General features: G+C 65.3%; 14 protein-coding genes. 6 read left to right on the top strand and 8 right to left on the bottom strand.

The window, feature by feature from the left end:
- Positions 1 to 38 precede the first annotated feature (38 nt).
- Positions 39 to 1,880 carry an ABCB family ABC transporter ATP-binding protein/permease gene (locus ACP146_RS21430; RefSeq protein WP_422368788.1) on the top strand — a complete coding sequence of 614 codons (1,842 nt, stop codon included), beginning with the start codon at positions 39 to 41 and terminating at the stop codon, positions 1,878 to 1,880.
- A gap of 165 nt (positions 1,881 to 2,045) precedes the next feature.
- Here ACP146_RS21430 and ACP146_RS21425 read toward each other — a convergent pair whose 3' ends face one another.
- The 3 genes from ACP146_RS21425 to ACP146_RS21415 are packed head-to-tail and all read right to left on the bottom strand — an operon-like array spanning position 2,046 to position 3,151.
- Complete coding sequence (locus ACP146_RS21425; protein ID WP_422368787.1) at positions 2,046 to 2,501, bottom strand: hypothetical protein; 456 nt, start codon at positions 2,499 to 2,501, stop codon at positions 2,046 to 2,048.
- Between the two features lie 31 nt (positions 2,502 to 2,532).
- On the bottom strand, positions 2,533 to 2,913 hold the full coding sequence (locus tag ACP146_RS21420) for a hypothetical protein (protein ID WP_422368786.1): 381 nt from the start codon (positions 2,911 to 2,913) through the stop codon (positions 2,533 to 2,535).
- A complete protein-coding gene (locus ACP146_RS21415) occupies positions 2,903 to 3,151 on the bottom strand; it encodes a hypothetical protein (RefSeq protein WP_422368785.1) in 249 nt (82 codons plus the stop codon). Before ACP146_RS21415 ends, ACP146_RS21420 begins: the two co-directional genes overlap by 11 nt.
- 270 nt (positions 3,152 to 3,421) lie before the next feature.
- Between ACP146_RS21415 and ACP146_RS21410 the strand changes: the two genes are divergently transcribed.
- From ACP146_RS21410 to rpmB, 4 genes are all read left to right on the top strand, one after another.
- Positions 3,422 to 4,777 carry an IS4 family transposase gene (locus tag ACP146_RS21410; RefSeq protein WP_422364713.1) on the top strand — a complete coding sequence of 452 codons (1,356 nt, stop codon included), beginning with the start codon at positions 3,422 to 3,424 and terminating at the stop codon, positions 4,775 to 4,777.
- 106 nt (positions 4,778 to 4,883) lie between these two features.
- Positions 4,884 to 5,321 carry a VOC family protein gene (locus ACP146_RS21405; protein ID WP_422368784.1) on the top strand — a complete coding sequence of 146 codons (438 nt, stop codon included), beginning with the start codon at positions 4,884 to 4,886 and terminating at the stop codon, positions 5,319 to 5,321.
- Positions 5,322 to 5,379: 58 nt separating this feature from the next.
- A complete protein-coding gene (gene meaB / locus ACP146_RS21400) occupies positions 5,380 to 6,372 on the top strand; it encodes a methylmalonyl Co-A mutase-associated GTPase MeaB (RefSeq protein WP_422368783.1) in 993 nt (330 codons plus the stop codon).
- 244 nt (positions 6,373 to 6,616) lie between these two features.
- Positions 6,617 to 6,910, top strand: a complete 294-nt coding sequence (gene rpmB / locus ACP146_RS21395) for a 50S ribosomal protein L28 (RefSeq protein WP_422368782.1) — start codon at positions 6,617 to 6,619, stop codon at positions 6,908 to 6,910.
- Positions 6,911 to 7,174: 264 nt separating this feature from the next.
- Here rpmB and ACP146_RS21390 read toward each other — a convergent pair whose 3' ends face one another.
- Complete coding sequence (locus tag ACP146_RS21390; protein ID WP_422368781.1) at positions 7,175 to 8,170, bottom strand: esterase-like activity of phytase family protein; 996 nt, start codon at positions 8,168 to 8,170, stop codon at positions 7,175 to 7,177.
- 184 nt (positions 8,171 to 8,354) lie between these two features.
- On the opposite strand from ACP146_RS21390, the gene ACP146_RS21385 reads away from it, so the two are divergent.
- Entirely contained in the window at positions 8,355 to 9,122 is a 768-nt protein-coding gene (locus tag ACP146_RS21385; protein ID WP_422368780.1) for a dienelactone hydrolase family protein, read from the top strand.
- A gap of 187 nt (positions 9,123 to 9,309) precedes the next feature.
- On the opposite strand, the gene cobT is transcribed toward ACP146_RS21385, so the two are convergent.
- From cobT to ACP146_RS21365, 4 genes are all read right to left on the bottom strand, one after another.
- Positions 9,310 to 11,181 carry a cobaltochelatase subunit CobT gene (cobT, locus tag ACP146_RS21380; protein WP_422368779.1) on the bottom strand — a complete coding sequence of 624 codons (1,872 nt, stop codon included), beginning with the start codon at positions 11,179 to 11,181 and terminating at the stop codon, positions 9,310 to 9,312.
- A 10-nt stretch (positions 11,182 to 11,191) separates the two neighbouring features.
- Positions 11,192 to 12,196 (bottom strand): cobaltochelatase subunit CobS, encoded by a 1,005-nt coding sequence (gene cobS / locus ACP146_RS21375; RefSeq protein ID WP_422368778.1) that lies wholly within the window; start codon positions 12,194 to 12,196, stop codon positions 11,192 to 11,194.
- Between the two features lie 77 nt (positions 12,197 to 12,273).
- Positions 12,274 to 12,840 (bottom strand): J domain-containing protein, encoded by a 567-nt coding sequence (locus tag ACP146_RS21370; RefSeq protein ID WP_422368777.1) that lies wholly within the window; start codon positions 12,838 to 12,840, stop codon positions 12,274 to 12,276.
- 102 nt (positions 12,841 to 12,942) lie between these two features.
- Positions 12,943 to 13,887, bottom strand: a complete 945-nt coding sequence (locus tag ACP146_RS21365) for a DMT family transporter (protein ID WP_422368776.1) — start codon at positions 13,885 to 13,887, stop codon at positions 12,943 to 12,945.
- Positions 13,888 to 13,893: the final 6 nt, after the last annotated feature.

Below are 13,893 nucleotides of genomic sequence, written 5' to 3'. Positions count from 1 at the left end.
GGGCCGGCTGCTCTATATCCTGACCTGCAGGAGAGACAATGCGTGCAACGACCATAGAGCCGGGCCAGAAGGCCGGCCTCGGCCAACTGAAGGTGCTGACCAACCTGCTGCCCTATCTCTGGCCGCAGGGGCGTGGTGATCTGAAGGCCCGCGTCGTGGCGGCCATGGTGCTGCTTGTCTGCGCCAAGGTGGCGACGGTCACCGTGCCGCTGGTGCTGCGCGAGGCGGTGGACGCCCTCTCGCCGGAGGCAGAGCTGATCCTGGTGCTGCCGCTCGGCCTGTTGCTGGCCTATGGCTTCGTCCGGGTGGCGGCCCTGGCCTTCGGTGAACTGCGCGATGCGCTGTTCTCCCGCGTCGCCCAGAATGCGGTGCGCCGGGTGGCGCTGGCGACCTTCCGCCATGTCCACGCGCTTTCCCTGCGCTTTCATCTGGAGCGCCAGACCGGCGGGCTCAGCCGGGCCATCGACCGCGGCACCAAGGGCATCGAGTTCCTGCTGTTCTTCACCGCCTTCTCGGTGATCCCGACCCTGATCGAGATCCTGCTGGCCTGCGGCATTCTCTGGTACCTCTTCGACTGGCGCTTCGCCGTGGTGCCCTTCATCACCATCGCCGGTTTCGTCTGGTTCACCTTCAAGGTGACTGAGTGGCGCATCGAAATCCGCAAGCGGATGAACGATGCCGACAACGACGCCAACACCAAGGCCATCGACTCCCTGCTGAATTTCGAAACCGTGAAGTACTTCGGCAACGAAGGGCACGAGGCCGCGCGCTACGACGTCGCCCTGCACGGCTACGAAGAGGCTTCGATCAAGAGCCGCACCTCGCTGTCGCTGCTGAACACCGGTCAGTCGGTGATCATCGCCATCGGCATTACGTTGCTCATGGTGCTGGCCGCCCAGGGCGTGGTCGCGGGCGACATGACCGTCGGCGACTTTGTGATGGTGAACGCCTACTTGCTGCAGCTCGCCATGCCGCTAAACTTCCTCGGCACGGTCTACCGCGAGATCAAACAGTCGCTGATCGACCTGGAGACCATGTTCAAGCTGCTGACCTCCGATGCCGAGGTGACGGATAAGGTGGGTGCGCCGGCTCTGGCGCTCGACGGCGGCGCGGTCGCCTTCGAACATGTGAGCTTCGGCTATGACCCGCGCCGGCCGATCCTGAAAGATGTGAGCTTCTCGGTAAAGGCCGGCGACACCGTGGCCATCGTCGGGCCCTCGGGCGCCGGCAAGTCGACCATCTCCCGCATCCTCTTCCGCTATTACGATGTGCTGGAAGGTTCGGTGAAGATCGATGGCCAGGACATCCGCGAGGTGACGCAGGACAGCCTGCGCGGGGCCATCGGCATCGTTCCCCAGGACACCGTGCTCTTCAACGACACCGTCGGCTACAACGTGCACTACGGGCGGCCGGAGGCCGGCGAAGAGGAGATGGTGAAGGCGGCGAAGCTGGCGCGCATCCACGATTTCATCGAGGGCCTGCCGGACGGCTATGAAACGACTGTGGGCGAGCGTGGGTTGAAACTTTCCGGCGGCGAGAAGCAGCGCGTCGCCATCGCCCGCACCATTCTGAAAGGCCCGCAGATCCTGCTCTTCGACGAGGCGACCTCGGCGCTGGACACCAAGACCGAGCGGGCGATCCAGGCCAGCCTGAAAGAGGTCTCCCGCGACCGCACCACATTGGTGATCGCCCACCGCCTCTCCACCGTGGTGGAGGCCGACGAGATCCTGGTCCTCGAACAGGGCCGCATCTTCGAACGCGGCCGCCACGAAAGCCTGCTGGAACAGAAGGGCGTCTACGCCCAGATGTGGGCCAGGCAGCAAGCAGCGACCTCTGACGACGAAACCGCTCCGGCAACCGCCGACAACGCGGCGGAGTAACAAAAAGGCCCCCTCACCCTCCCGCTACGCGGGCCCCTCCCTCTCCCACGAGGGGAGAGGGGTTTTTACAGCGCGATCCTTGTTGTTTCCCCCTCTCCCCTCGTGGGAGAGGGTCGGGGTGAGGGGGCTGCGCTGACCCGGGCAACCGATGTGGGCCCTTAAGCGCTACGAAATTCGAGGGGTTTCCGACTCAAGAAAGGTCTCGATTGCCGTCAGATTCAATGCCCACTCTGAAAGTCGTTCACTGTCTTCTGAAGTTGTCTCGCGCGGCGGAACAAGTCTGTAGAGATCTGCTTCCTCGAAAGGCTGCTCCAACTGATTCATAAAGAGCACTTGTTCCTGGAAGTGGGCGTTGTCGCCAATCCGGTACAGCGGCCACCAGCGAATCAGATTGGTGGTCGCGGGGCTGTGCATCGATGTGACAAGTGCTGAACGAGGTGCGCCTTTGATTAGCCGTTCCAGGGCTTCACGCCATTGAGTGAGATATCTGTCTCTGCCCCAGTAAGAGAGGGAAGCGTGAAAGCTCTCACGAAACTCGCCAATCTTCAGTGAGCCCAATGCAACCAGTTCGCCCTCATAGTCAAACTGGTCTTGGCCCAACGAGATCGAAAAGTCTGTCATGCCTTGGTCCTTTGAATGACTTTTCTTCTCTTTACCCTGGCAGCAGGAAGACCTGGCGGGCGAGATCGCTTTTCAGCGTTGCCGTTTCGTAGCGGGTGGCAAGGATCTCTTTCTCGAAGAGATCGGGGTTGGCCGCGGCAAAAGCTTCCCAGGATAAGCTTTCACCGCTTTCCGCGATCCGCTGGTTGATCAGCGCCATGGAGGCGACGGTGATGGTTTCGTGATAGAGGCCGGCCTTGCCGATGCTCTCGGCATAAGCCGTGATCAGCCGGCGCATGCGCGCCAGGGCGGCACCGAATCCTTCGGTTTCGTTCAGCACCAGATAGGCGGCGCGCACGTGGCCGCGGTGATTGAATTCATCCTTGGGCAGGCTGCAGTCCGCAAGGCGGTGCAGGAACTCTTCATCGCCCATCATCCTTCTCCTTCAGTTTGTGGCTGTCGGCGGCGGTGAGGTCCAGGCCGTAGACCCGCTTCAGGTCCTCGATGGCCTTCAGGGTCTCGGTATCGAAAGGCGCCTTGCCCTCGAAGCTGTGCAGGACGATGCCTTCCAGCAGGTCGCCCAGGCTCAGGTCCTTCAGTTCGGCAAGGCCCTTCAGGACCTTCAGCAGACGCTTTTCCAGGCGCACGCCGGTCTGCACGCGTTCGATCATGATCGTAGTTCTCAATGTTATTTATGTACCAATGTACCAAATTGCAATGAGCTGTCGAGTCTTTTGTCATCGGTGCCAGATGGTGGATGAAGCCCCCTCACCCTCCCGCTTTGCGGGTCCCTCCCTCTCCCACAAGGGGAGAGGGCAATGGAGCCGAGCCCTTCTTTTTTGGTTCCCCCTCTCCCTTGATGGGCTACGGCATTCACGGAATTGCTTCTCTTTGAGGCGATGATGTGATTCAAGCAATCCAGGTTTTTTTGGGGGATCTGGATGGCTGGGTTTGGAGACGTGCGTGTTGCGGGTCGGTCGGAATGGATGATGGACCAGTTGGTGTCGAGCGGCAGTTGCGTATTGCGCAAGGTTGGTGGTGACCGGGCTGGTGAGATGGCGTGCCACCGGTTTTTGTCTTCGCCGCATTCCAGCGTTGCGGCGATCCTGTCCGGCCTTGCGGCCCGGACGGCGGCGGTGTGCGCGGGTCGGCATGTGATCTGCATCCAGGATACGAGCGAGATCAACTTCAAGAACCGCGCGGCCAACCGCCGGGGTTTTGGATGCGGGGCGGATGGCACGAGCCCGGCCTTTTTCCTGCACCCGCTGCTTGCGGTGGACGCCGAGGACGAGGCGGTGCTTGGCCTTGTGGGGGCCGAGATCTGGACCCGGCCGCCGGTCAAGGCGGGCGATCGTCGGCGGCGTGCGCCTTCGGACAAGGAGAGCGGTCGCTGGCTGTCCGGGGCGCGCTGCGCCGGCGAGGGTTTGGCCGGCGCCGCCAGCGTAACCGTGGTGGCCGACCGGGAAAGCGACGTCTACACGCTGTTTGCCGGCAAGCCCGAGGGCGTGGAGCTTGTGGTGCGGGCGCGCCACGACCGTGGCTTGGCGGACGGGGAGAACGAAGCAGACGGGGCGGATGGCCGCCGCCTGTTCGAGGCACTGGCGGCGGAACCTGCGCAAGGCCGGTCTGTCGTGAAGGTCGGCCCGCGTGGGCCGGGCGACAAGGGCCGCGAGGCCACGGTGGAACTGCGGGCACGCCGTGTGCGGATCGTCCGCCCCTCGAGGCTGAAGAAGGCGCATGCCGCAGAGATGGTCGAGATGACCGTCGTCGAAGCGCGCGAGCCCGATCCGCCGGCGGGCAAGGCGGCGCTGCACTGGCGTCTGCTGTCGTCGGCGGACATCGCGCCGCAGCGTGCGGTTCAGCTCTACCGCCTGCGCTGGCGCATCGAGCAGCTGTTCCGAACCTGCAAGAGCGACGGCCTGCGCTTCGACGAAACCCAGATGCACGATGCCGGGCGGCTGATGAAGTTCGCCGCCATGGCGCTCGGCGCGGCGGCCCGCATCATGCAACTGGTCGATGCCCGCGACGGCTCGCGCCGACCGGCGACGGACGCCCTCGACGCCGGCTTTCTGCCCGCACTCCAGGCGATCTCCAAGACGCTCGAAGGCAACACCGAGCGCCAGAAAAATCCGCATCCAGCCGACAGCCTCGCGTTCCTCGCCTGGGTCTGCGCCCGCCTCGGCGGATGGAACTGCTACTACAAACCGCCCGGACCAAAGACCATGAAAACCGGTTGGCAAACCCTCGCAGCACAACTCACCGGATTCGCACTCGCAACAAACATCGAAAATGTGTGAATCCCATAGCCCACAAGGGGAGAGGGCCGGGGTGAGGGGGTATCCCGCGTCAGCGGGAGGGTGAGGGGGCTTTGCGCCACGCCGTCTCCCGCGCTAGCCTTTTCCGATGACTCCGAGCCTCACCCACTTGGCGCTGCATGTGCGCGATCTGGATGCCTGCATCGCCTTCTACCGCGACTACTGCGGCATGAAGACGGTGCACGAACGCGACGACGGCGATCCGGATGGGGACGGCTTCCGCGTGGTCTGGCTGGCCGAGCCCGGGCGGGAGAAGGACTTCATCATCGTGCTGCTGCCCGGCGGGCCGGGTCGCGACCAGGCGGAAGGCGACTTCAGCCACTTCGGTTTTGCGCTGGAGAGCAGGGCGGCGGTCGACGCCATCGCGGCGCGGGCGGAGCGTGCGGGCTGTCTTGCCTGGGCGCCGCGCCAGGAGCCCTATCCCGTCGGCTATTACTGCGGCCTCAAGGACCCGGACGGCAACTTCGTCGAGTTCAGCTACGGCCAGCCGCTCGGCCCCGGCGCCCTGACGGGGGAAGAGGCCTAAGCAGGGCTTGCCTTTGCCCGGCGGAACGGACCATAAGCATCTATGTCTGAAAGTACTCATGTCTGATCGGGGATTCGAGGGGACCGAGGATCTGATCAGCCGGCTCTGCCAGGGAGACCGGCGGGCCCTGGCGCGCGCCATCACGCTGATCGAGTCCTCCAAGGCCGGGGATCGCGGCGAAGCCCAGTTCATTCTGGATGAGGCGCTGAAGGCCGCCGGCAATTCGGTACGCATCGGCATCACCGGCGTGCCGGGGGTCGGCAAGTCGACTTTCATCGAGCGCTTCGGCCTGCATCTCATCGGCGAAGGCCACAAGGTCGCGGTACTGGCGGTCGATCCCACCTCCAAGGTCAGCGGCGGCTCGATCCTCGGCGACAAGACCCGCATGGAGGAGCTGTCGCGCGATCCCCGGGCCTTCATCCGCCCGTCACCGGCCGGCGGCACCCTGGGCGGTGTCGCCCGGCGTACCCAGGAATCCATCATCGCCTGCGAGGCTGCCGGCTTCGACGTGGTGATCGTCGAGACCGTCGGCGTCGGCCAGTCGGAGACCGCGGTGGCGGAGATGGTCGACATCTTCCTGCTGCTGCTGCCGCCGGGCGGCGGCGACGAACTGCAGGGCATCAAGAAGGGGATTGTCGAACTGGCCGACCTGCTGGTGGTCAACAAGGCGGACGGCGACCTGAAAGCGGCGGCGGAACGCGCGGCGGCTGAATACCATGCCGCCCTCGGCCTGCTGCGCAGCCCCGATCCGGACTGGCGCCCACCGGTGCTGCAGTGCTCGGCCCTGGCGGGAACGGGCATCGCCGAGGTCTGGGAGACCATCGGCAAACACCAGGAAATCATGGAAGCCAAGGGCGCCCGCGCCGCCAAGCGCGCCGCCCAGGCCGGCGCCTGGATGTGGCGCGACGTCAGCGAGGGCATGCTGGAGCGCCTGCGCGGCGATCCGGCGGTGGCTGAGGCCGTCACCGGGCTGGAGGCGGAGGTGCAGGCCGGCAAAACCGCCCCCGGCACCGCCGCCGCCCGCCTGATCGGCCTGTTTTTGGGGAAGTAAGGCGGGTTGAGGGCCGGGGGGATGTCTTTTGCCCGCTGACGCGGGAAGCGGGAAATCGGCCCCGATTCCAGCCGTTTTTGCCTCTCTCCGGCTGATTCGGCCTTTCGGCTTGACCTGCCGCCCCGGCTGCCTTAGAAACCAGCCCGCACCGGGTGGCCCGCCGCCCGGTAACCCTTTTCAATGGTGGCCTTGCTTTCCCCAGGGAATTCCCGGGACTGGGCCGAAAAATGCAGGATTTGCGATCATGGCACGACGTTGCGATTTCACTGGCAAAGGCGTTCAGGCCGGCAACAACGTGAGCCACGCCAACAACAAGACCCGCCGGCGGTTCCTGCCGAACCTGCAGGAAACCAGCCTGCTGAGCGACGCGCTGGGCACCACGGTGCAGCTGCGTCTCTCCACCCGGGCGATCCGCACGATCGAGAAGCGTGGCGGCATCGACGCCTACCTGCTCTCGACCAGCGCCGACAAGCTCGGCAAGCGCGCCCGCGATCTGAAGCGCCAGATCAAAAAGGCCCTGGAGAAAAAGGCGGCCTAGTCGCGCGCCACTCTCAGGTTCTTCGACAGAGGCCCGCTCCGGCGGGCCTTTTGCTTTTGGGCGTCGCGGCTGGATCCGGGGCGGCCTTTTGATGCCTTTCTTCTCCCGTCACCCTCGGACTTGTTCCGAGGGTCTATCATGCCGTTCGCTGGAACCTCCGCAGGGGTGGTTCGAGACTGGCCCACTCATGGATACTCGGAACAAGTCCGAGTATGACGGCGGTGCCAGTTTTGGCTCCCGAATGAATACCTTGAACAAGCCCGGCTAACTCTCGTCCTCCACCAGCTCGAACTGAACGATCAGCGTTCTTTGCAGGGCGTTGAAGTTGTCGTCGGCGAGGAGGGTGAGGCGGAGCTTGCCGTCGGGCGCGCGGTGGGCGGCGATGCCTTCGAAATTGTCACGGGTCAGCGGCGCGCGCAGTTCGGCGATTTCACGGCCTTCCAGGACTGCGCCGGGCTTGATGGCGGATTTTGGAATCTGCCGCAGGCGGGTGCCGACGCCGCCGAGGATGGTGAAACGCCGTTCCAGCAGCATCACGTCGCCGGAGGGCAGCAGGGTCGCGCCGGTCGGCCGGAAGATGCCGGCGGGTTTGAGGGCGAGGTCGGCCCAGCCCTTGCCGTTCTGCCAGAGATAAACGCGGAAGTTTTCGCCGCTGAGCTGCCCCTCGGTGAAGGCCAGCAGGCTTCCGTCGGCCAGGGCGACCAGAGCCTCGATCCCCGCATTGCTGCCGGCCCCGGCGAGACCCGGCGGCGCTGTCATCGGCAGAGGTTGCCCGCCCAGGTGCTTGACCGAGGGCAGCCGCCAGAGCCGGTGATCCCTTTCGAAGCCGATCACCAGGGCCCTGTCGGCGAAGCGGGCGAGGGCCTCGGCATCCTGGCGGCGTTTGCCCGCCAGCGGTGACCCGTCCGCTTCCTTCAACGCGCCGAACTGCGCCATGACAACATCGGAGAGGTCGCCCTTGGCGTCGTAAAGCAGCGCGGCGCGCAGCCAGCGCCCGCTGTCGCTCACCGCGGTGATGGTGCGGCCGTCGGCGTCGATCAGCAGGTCCGAGAGGCCGCCGAAAGCGGCATCCTGGGCGCTCAACGCAAGGCCGCCGCGCCAGCGCAGGCCGCCGACTGTCTGCTGTTCCGTGTCCTCCGGATTAAGTACGAGTACCTGGCTTTGCAGCGTGAGGGTGGTCTGCGCCGCTGCCGGGATTGGCTGTAAGAGAAAGAGCAGGACCGCCGCTGCGATGAAAAGGGGAAAGGAACCTTGCTTCACGTCGCGCTACCCTTTTCAAGAATCGGTCCGTCGACATCAGCCGCAAAAGCGGATCAAAAAACAGCGAGGCCGCCTCGCCGCGCTGCGACCCCTGTTCTATATTGCTTTCCGACTGCTCGCGGCAAGTACCGGAGCATGCTGCCGGTTTTGGGCGATTTCGTGATCATCCGAGGGAGATTAGAAGATGCAGAAGCTTGCACGCCGTCACGTGCTGACCTCGCTGGCGGGCATTCCGCTGGCAACCATTCTGGCGAACCCTCATCTGGCGCGGGCAGCCGCCGCCGGTCTGGAGGAGGTGTCGATCACCACCGAGGGCGGGCGCAAGGTGGCGGCCTCCCTGGCGGTGCCGGAGAATACCCCGGCGGGTACCATCGTGGTGATTCATGAATGGTGGGGCCTGAACGATCAAATCAAGACCGTCGCCGCCGAATACGCCAAGGAGGGCTTCGTCGCCCTGGCGGTAGACCTCTACGACGGCAAGACGGCGGATCAGCCCGAGGGCGCCCGGTCTTTGATGCAGGCGGTGAACCCGGAGGAAGCCAGCGACAGCCTGACCTCCTGGATCGCCTGGCTGAAGAAGCACCCCAGCAGCACGGGCAAGGTCGGCACCGTCGGCTTCTGCTTCGGCGGCGGCTGGTCGCTGAACGCCTCCATCGCCGCGCCGGTCGATGCCACGGTGGTCTACTACGGCCGGGTGACCCGCCCCGCCGAGGACCTGAAGAAACTGTCGGGCCCGGTGCTCGGCCACTTTGGCACCGAGGACGGTTTCATCGACGAAGCCATGGTCGGCGCTTTCGAAGCGGAGATGGCCAAGGCCGGCAAGCCCTTCCAGAACCACTGGTACGTCGCCAACCACGCCTTCGCCAACCCCTCCTCGGCGCGCTATGACGAGGAAGACGCCGCCCTGGCCTGGAGCCGCACCCTGACCTTCTTCAAGAAGAATCTGGCTTAGGTACTGGCCCGCTGACGCGGGAAGCGGGTGTTCCCCCTCACCCTCCCGCTTCGCGGGGCCCTCCCTCTCCCACAAGGGGAGAGGGTAGTAATGCGCGCCCATTTGGTTCTCCCTCTCCCCTTGTGGGAGAGGGTCGGGGTGAGGGGGGACTTGCCGCGCAGCGGCAGAGCAAAAAAGCGTTTGGTTCCTACCGAGCCCGGGCGCGGCGGCGCGGGGCGGGCTGGGTGGCGCCGGGGCCTTCCTCGTCGAAGAGCTCGGCGAGTTTCTCCATCACCGTGCCGCCCAACTGTTCGGCGTCGACGATGGTGACGGCGCGGCGGTAGTAGCGGGTGACGTCGTGGCCGATGCCGATGGCCAGCAGTTCGACCGGCGAGCGGTTCTCGATGTAGCCGATGACGTCGCGCAGATGGCGCTCCAGGTAGTTGCCCGGGTTCACCGAGAGCGTCGAGTCGTCGACCGGCGCGCCGTCTGAAATCACCATCAGGATGCGGCGCTGCTCAGGCCGGCCGATGAGGCGGTTGTGCGCCCAGAGCAGGGCCTCGCCGTCGATGTTTTCCTTCAGGATGCCTTCACGCAGCATCAGGCCGAGGTTCTTGCGGGCGCGCCGCCAGGGCGCATCGGCCGACTTGTAGACGATATGACGCAGGTCGTTGAGTCGGCCCGGGCTGGGCGGCTTGCCGGCGCCGATCCAGCGTTCGCGCGACTGCCCGCCCTTCCACATGCGGGTGGTGAAGCCGAGGATCTCGACCTTCACGCCGCAGCGCTCCAGCGTGCGCGCCAGGATGTCGGCGCTCATGGCGGCCACGGTGATGGGGCGCCCGCGCATGGAACCGGAGTTGTCGATCAGCAGGCTGACCACGGTGTCGCGGAAGTCCATGTCCCGCTCCTGCTTGTAGCTGAGCGAGTGCATGGGGCTGATCACCACCCGGGCGAGGCGCGCGGTGTCGAGCAGGCCCTCTTCCAGATTGAAATCCCAGGCCCGGGTCTGCTTCGCCATGAGGCGGCGCTGCAGGCGGTTGGCGAGGCGCGAGATGACGCCCTGCAACTGGGCCAGTTGCTGATCGAGCAACTGGCGCAGGCGGGTCAGTTCGTCGGGATCGCAGAGTTCCTCGGCTTCGATGGTCTCGTCGAATTCCTGGGTGAAGGCGCGGTAGGCTTCGTCGTCCTGGGTGTTGTGGCCGAAGAGTTCCGGCAACTGGCCGGGGCGTCCGGGATCGTCCTCGCCCTCGCCCTCCATCATCTCGCTGTCGGCCTCGGCGGTCTGCGGATCGCTGCTCTCCGACTCGTCGCCCTCGCTGTCCTCGCCGTCCAGGGTGGTCGGCGTCTCGGCGGAGTCTTCGCCTTCGGTCTGGGTGCCGTTGTTGTCCTGCTCGCTCTCTTCGCTCTGCTGGGAATCGTCGTTGTCGTCCTGTTCGAGTTCGTCTTCCAGGCCGATGTCGATGTCCAAGTGGGTCAGCATGTCGCGCACGGTCTCGGCGAAGGCTGCCTGGTCTTCGGCGCAGCTGCCCAACTCTGCAATGTCCTGAAAGATTTCCGGCCCCAGCACCGGGCGCCAGAGATCGACCAGGGCCTTGGCCGCCGGGGGCGGCGGTGTGCCGGTGATGGCCTCGCGGGCCAGCAGGCGCAGCGCTTCGCAGAGCGGTGCGTCCTCGCGGCTGGTGGCGCGGTTGAGGCCGCGGGTGCGGTACTGCTCGCTGAGGGCGGCGTCCAGGTTCTGGGCGACCCCGCACATGCGCCGCATGCCCAGGGCCTCGCAGCGTGCCTGCTCCACCGCGTCGAAAATTTCCCGCGCTTCCTGGGTGCGCGGCCGGCTGCTGGCGTGCAGGCTGCCGTCGTGGTGGCGCAGGCGCAGGGCCGCGGCATCGGATTCGCCGCGCACCAGGGCGGCGTCCTCCGCCGGCAGGTTGCGCGCCGGCAGCGTCACCTTCACTTCCTTGCCGACCAGGCCCTGGCCGCGCGGCGCGAAGTTGACGTTGATGTCGTCGCGCTCCGCAATCGCCCGCACCGTCGCCGCGGTGGTGCGCTTGAAGAGGTCGAGCGGGTTTTCCGGTTGGCTCATGATAAGTGGTTCAGGCTAGGTTCGCCTTGACGCCGGACTCCGGGAGCTCGCTGCCGAAACAACGCTGGTAGTATTCGGCAACGATCGGCCGTTCGATCTCGTCGCACTTGTTGAGGAAGGTCACGCGGAAGGCAAAGCCGACATCGCTGAAGATCTTGGCGTTTTCCGCCCAGGTGATAACCGTCCGGGGGCTCATGACGGTGGAGATGTCGCCGTTCACGAAGCCGCTGCGGGTGAGGTCGGCCAGCGACACCATGGCGGCGAGGCTCTCGCGCCCCTCGGCGGAATCGTAGTCCGGACACTTGGAGAGGACGATCTCCGTTTCCTCGTCATGCGGCAGGTAGTTCAGGGTCGCGACGATGTTCCAGCGATCCATCTGGCCCTGGTTGATCTGCTGGGTCCCGTGATAGAGGCCGGTGGTATCGCCCAGACCGATGGTGTTGGTGGTGGAGAACAGGCGGAAGGCCGGGTGCGGGCGGATGACGCGGTTCTGGTCCAGCAGGGTCAGCTTGCCCTCGACCTCCAGCACCCGCTGGATGACGAACATCACGTCCGGGCGTCCGGCGTCGTATTCGTCGAACACCAGGGCGGTGGGCCGCTGCAGCGCCCAGGGCAGCAGACCTTCGCGGAATTCGGTCACCTGCTTGCCGTCTTTCAGAACGATGGCGTCCTTGCCGACCAGGTCGATACGGCTGATGTGGCTGTCCAGATTGATCCGGATGCAGGGCCAGTTGAGGCGCGCCGAGACCTGTTCGATATGGGTCGACTTACCGGTGCCGTGATAGCCCTGGACCATGACCCGCCGGTTGTGGGCGAAACCCGCCAGGATGGCGAGGGTGGTGTCATCATCGAAGCGGTAGGATTCGTCGACTTCGGGCACGTAGTCGCTGGCCTGGCTGAAGGCCGGGACCTGGATATCGCTGTCGATGCCGAAGGTCTGCCGCACCGAAACTTCGATATCGGGGCCCTGTTCCGGCATCATGCCGCCTTGGGCCGTGGGGTCTGCAGTCGCCATGGGATAGAAATTCCGTCGTTCTTAGATTAAGGGCCGGGATTATGGGGTCGGACCTGCGCCTGTCCTGTTGAACATGACTAAAAGGCGGCCTTCAAGTCCGAATACGCCAGGTTGATGATTTTCAGCCGTTCTTCGGCTTCACTGTCGCCGCCGTTGCGGTCGGGATGGAGTTCTTTAGCCAGAGACTTATAGCGCGCCTTGACCTCGTCCAGGGTCGCATTGGGACTGAGATTCAGCGCCGCCAGGGCCTTGGCCTGCTTGCTGTTTGGAGGGAAACGCCCTTTGCTGGCCGCGGTTTCGGCGGTTTCTTCGGCAAAGAAGCCGAAGTCGTCGCGGAACTGGCCGTTCGGCGCGCCGCCGTTGGTCTTCCTGGCGCCGGCAAATGGCCAGCTCGGGCGCTGCCAGACGGCGTCCCGGCGGCGGATCTGCTCGATCGACTCCTCGCCCATATCCTTGAAGTAGTCCCAGGCCAGATTGTATTCGCGCACGTGTTCCAGGCAGAACCAGTAATAGCTGTTCAAGGCCTCGCGGGAGCGCGGAGCCCGGTACAATCCCTCGGCATTGCAGCCCGGCCGGTCGCACAGCCGGACACCGCTGTCCTCTTCCGGGCCCGCCGAAGGGGGTATGCTTTCGCTGCTGCGCATCACAGGGCGAAGTATGAAGACCGGGCCTTTGCGGTGCAAGGCAGGGCAGGGTTGCCCGAAACGCAAGGGGACCTGCGGCACAGGGGCGTGGCGGTCCGTGCTCTAGTCGGCTGGATCCGCCGCGGAGCGTGATTTTCCGGCCCGGCTCTCCGGCAGGTTCACCAGGGCCATGCCGCCGATGATGAGCGCCAGGCCGGCGATCAGGGTGGGGGTCAGGACTTCGCCCAGGAACAGGGCCGAGAAAAGGACGCCCGCGACCGGCACCGCCAGGAAGGACAAGGCCGTGGTGATGGCGGGCAGGGCCCGGGTGACGGCGATCGAGGCCCAGAAGCAGAAGGCCGTGGCGATGGGGCCGTTGTAGAACAGCACCCCCAGGGTTTCCGGCGTCCAGACCACGCTGCCCCAATCCTCGCGGAACCAGGATAGCGCCGTCAGCGGCGGCAGGGCGACCAGCATCTGCCAGGGCGCCAGTTGCAGCGGTGTGGAATCCCATTTGTGGGCGCGGACGTGGAGAATACCGATCGACCAGGCGAGGGCCGCGCCCAGCAGGCAGGCATTGCCGAACAGCGCCTTCGTATCGCCCCAGTCGAAACCCAGGGGATTGAAGAGCGCGGCAACGCCACTGAGGCCGAGGAGCAGGCCGAAGATCCTGCGTCCGGTCAGAACCTCCCCCAACAGCCAGACGGCGACCGGCGTGACCCAAAGCGGCGTGGTGTAGGCGAGGGTGGCTGAGCGGCCGGCATCGACATAGAGCAGGCCGAAGTTGATGAGGGCGACGAAGCCGATCATCTGCGCCAAACCGATGGAGAACACCACCGGCAGATCCCGCCGGGTCGGCAGGGAGAGTTTTCCCATAACCGCCAGCAGCAGCAAGAAGCTGGCAATACCCAGCGCCATGCGCGCCGCGGCGAACCACAACGGCGGCATGAATTCGAGTCCGACCTTGATGATTGGCCAGTTGGTGCCCCAGAGGATAATCACGGCCAGGAGCATCAGCCGGGCCGCCCCGGGACCCATGATGGGCGCGCTTTCAGTCTTGTCGATCATGCCTTG

Source organism: Pelagibius sp. (genome assembly GCF_965249265.1).
Classification (GTDB): Bacteria; Pseudomonadota; Alphaproteobacteria; order Kiloniellales; family Kiloniellaceae; genus Pelagibius.
The sequence above is the reverse complement of the archived record's forward strand: the minus strand, read 5'-3'. Positions and strand labels throughout refer to the sequence as shown.

Coding starts and splice junctions, on each gene's coding strand:
- cobT (WP_422368779.1), bottom strand. CDS start 11,181: ATGAGCCAACCGGAAAACCCGCTCGACCTCTTCAAGCGCACCACCGCG.
- ACP146_RS21370 (WP_422368777.1), bottom strand. CDS start 12,840: ATGCGCAGCAGCGAAAGCATACCCCCTTCGGCGGGCCCGGAAGAGGAC.
- ACP146_RS21425 (WP_422368787.1), bottom strand. CDS start 2,501: ATGACAGACTTTTCGATCTCGTTGGGCCAAGACCAGTTTGACTATGAG.
- ACP146_RS21385 (WP_422368780.1), top strand. CDS start 8,355: ATGCAGAAGCTTGCACGCCGTCACGTGCTGACCTCGCTGGCGGGCATT.
- ACP146_RS21410 (WP_422364713.1), top strand. CDS start 3,422: ATGGCTGGGTTTGGAGACGTGCGTGTTGCGGGTCGGTCGGAATGGATG.
- ACP146_RS21415 (WP_422368785.1), bottom strand. CDS start 3,151: ATGATCGAACGCGTGCAGACCGGCGTGCGCCTGGAAAAGCGTCTGCTG.
- ACP146_RS21405 (WP_422368784.1), top strand. CDS start 4,884: ATGACTCCGAGCCTCACCCACTTGGCGCTGCATGTGCGCGATCTGGAT.
- ACP146_RS21430 (WP_422368788.1), top strand. CDS start 39: ATGCGTGCAACGACCATAGAGCCGGGCCAGAAGGCCGGCCTCGGCCAA.
- cobS (WP_422368778.1), bottom strand. CDS start 12,196: ATGGCGACTGCAGACCCCACGGCCCAAGGCGGCATGATGCCGGAACAG.
- rpmB (WP_422368782.1), top strand. CDS start 6,617: ATGGCACGACGTTGCGATTTCACTGGCAAAGGCGTTCAGGCCGGCAAC.
- ACP146_RS21365 (WP_422368776.1), bottom strand. CDS start 13,887: ATGATCGACAAGACTGAAAGCGCGCCCATCATGGGTCCCGGGGCGGCC.
- meaB (WP_422368783.1), top strand. CDS start 5,380: ATGTCTGATCGGGGATTCGAGGGGACCGAGGATCTGATCAGCCGGCTC.
- ACP146_RS21420 (WP_422368786.1), bottom strand. CDS start 2,913: ATGGGCGATGAAGAGTTCCTGCACCGCCTTGCGGACTGCAGCCTGCCC.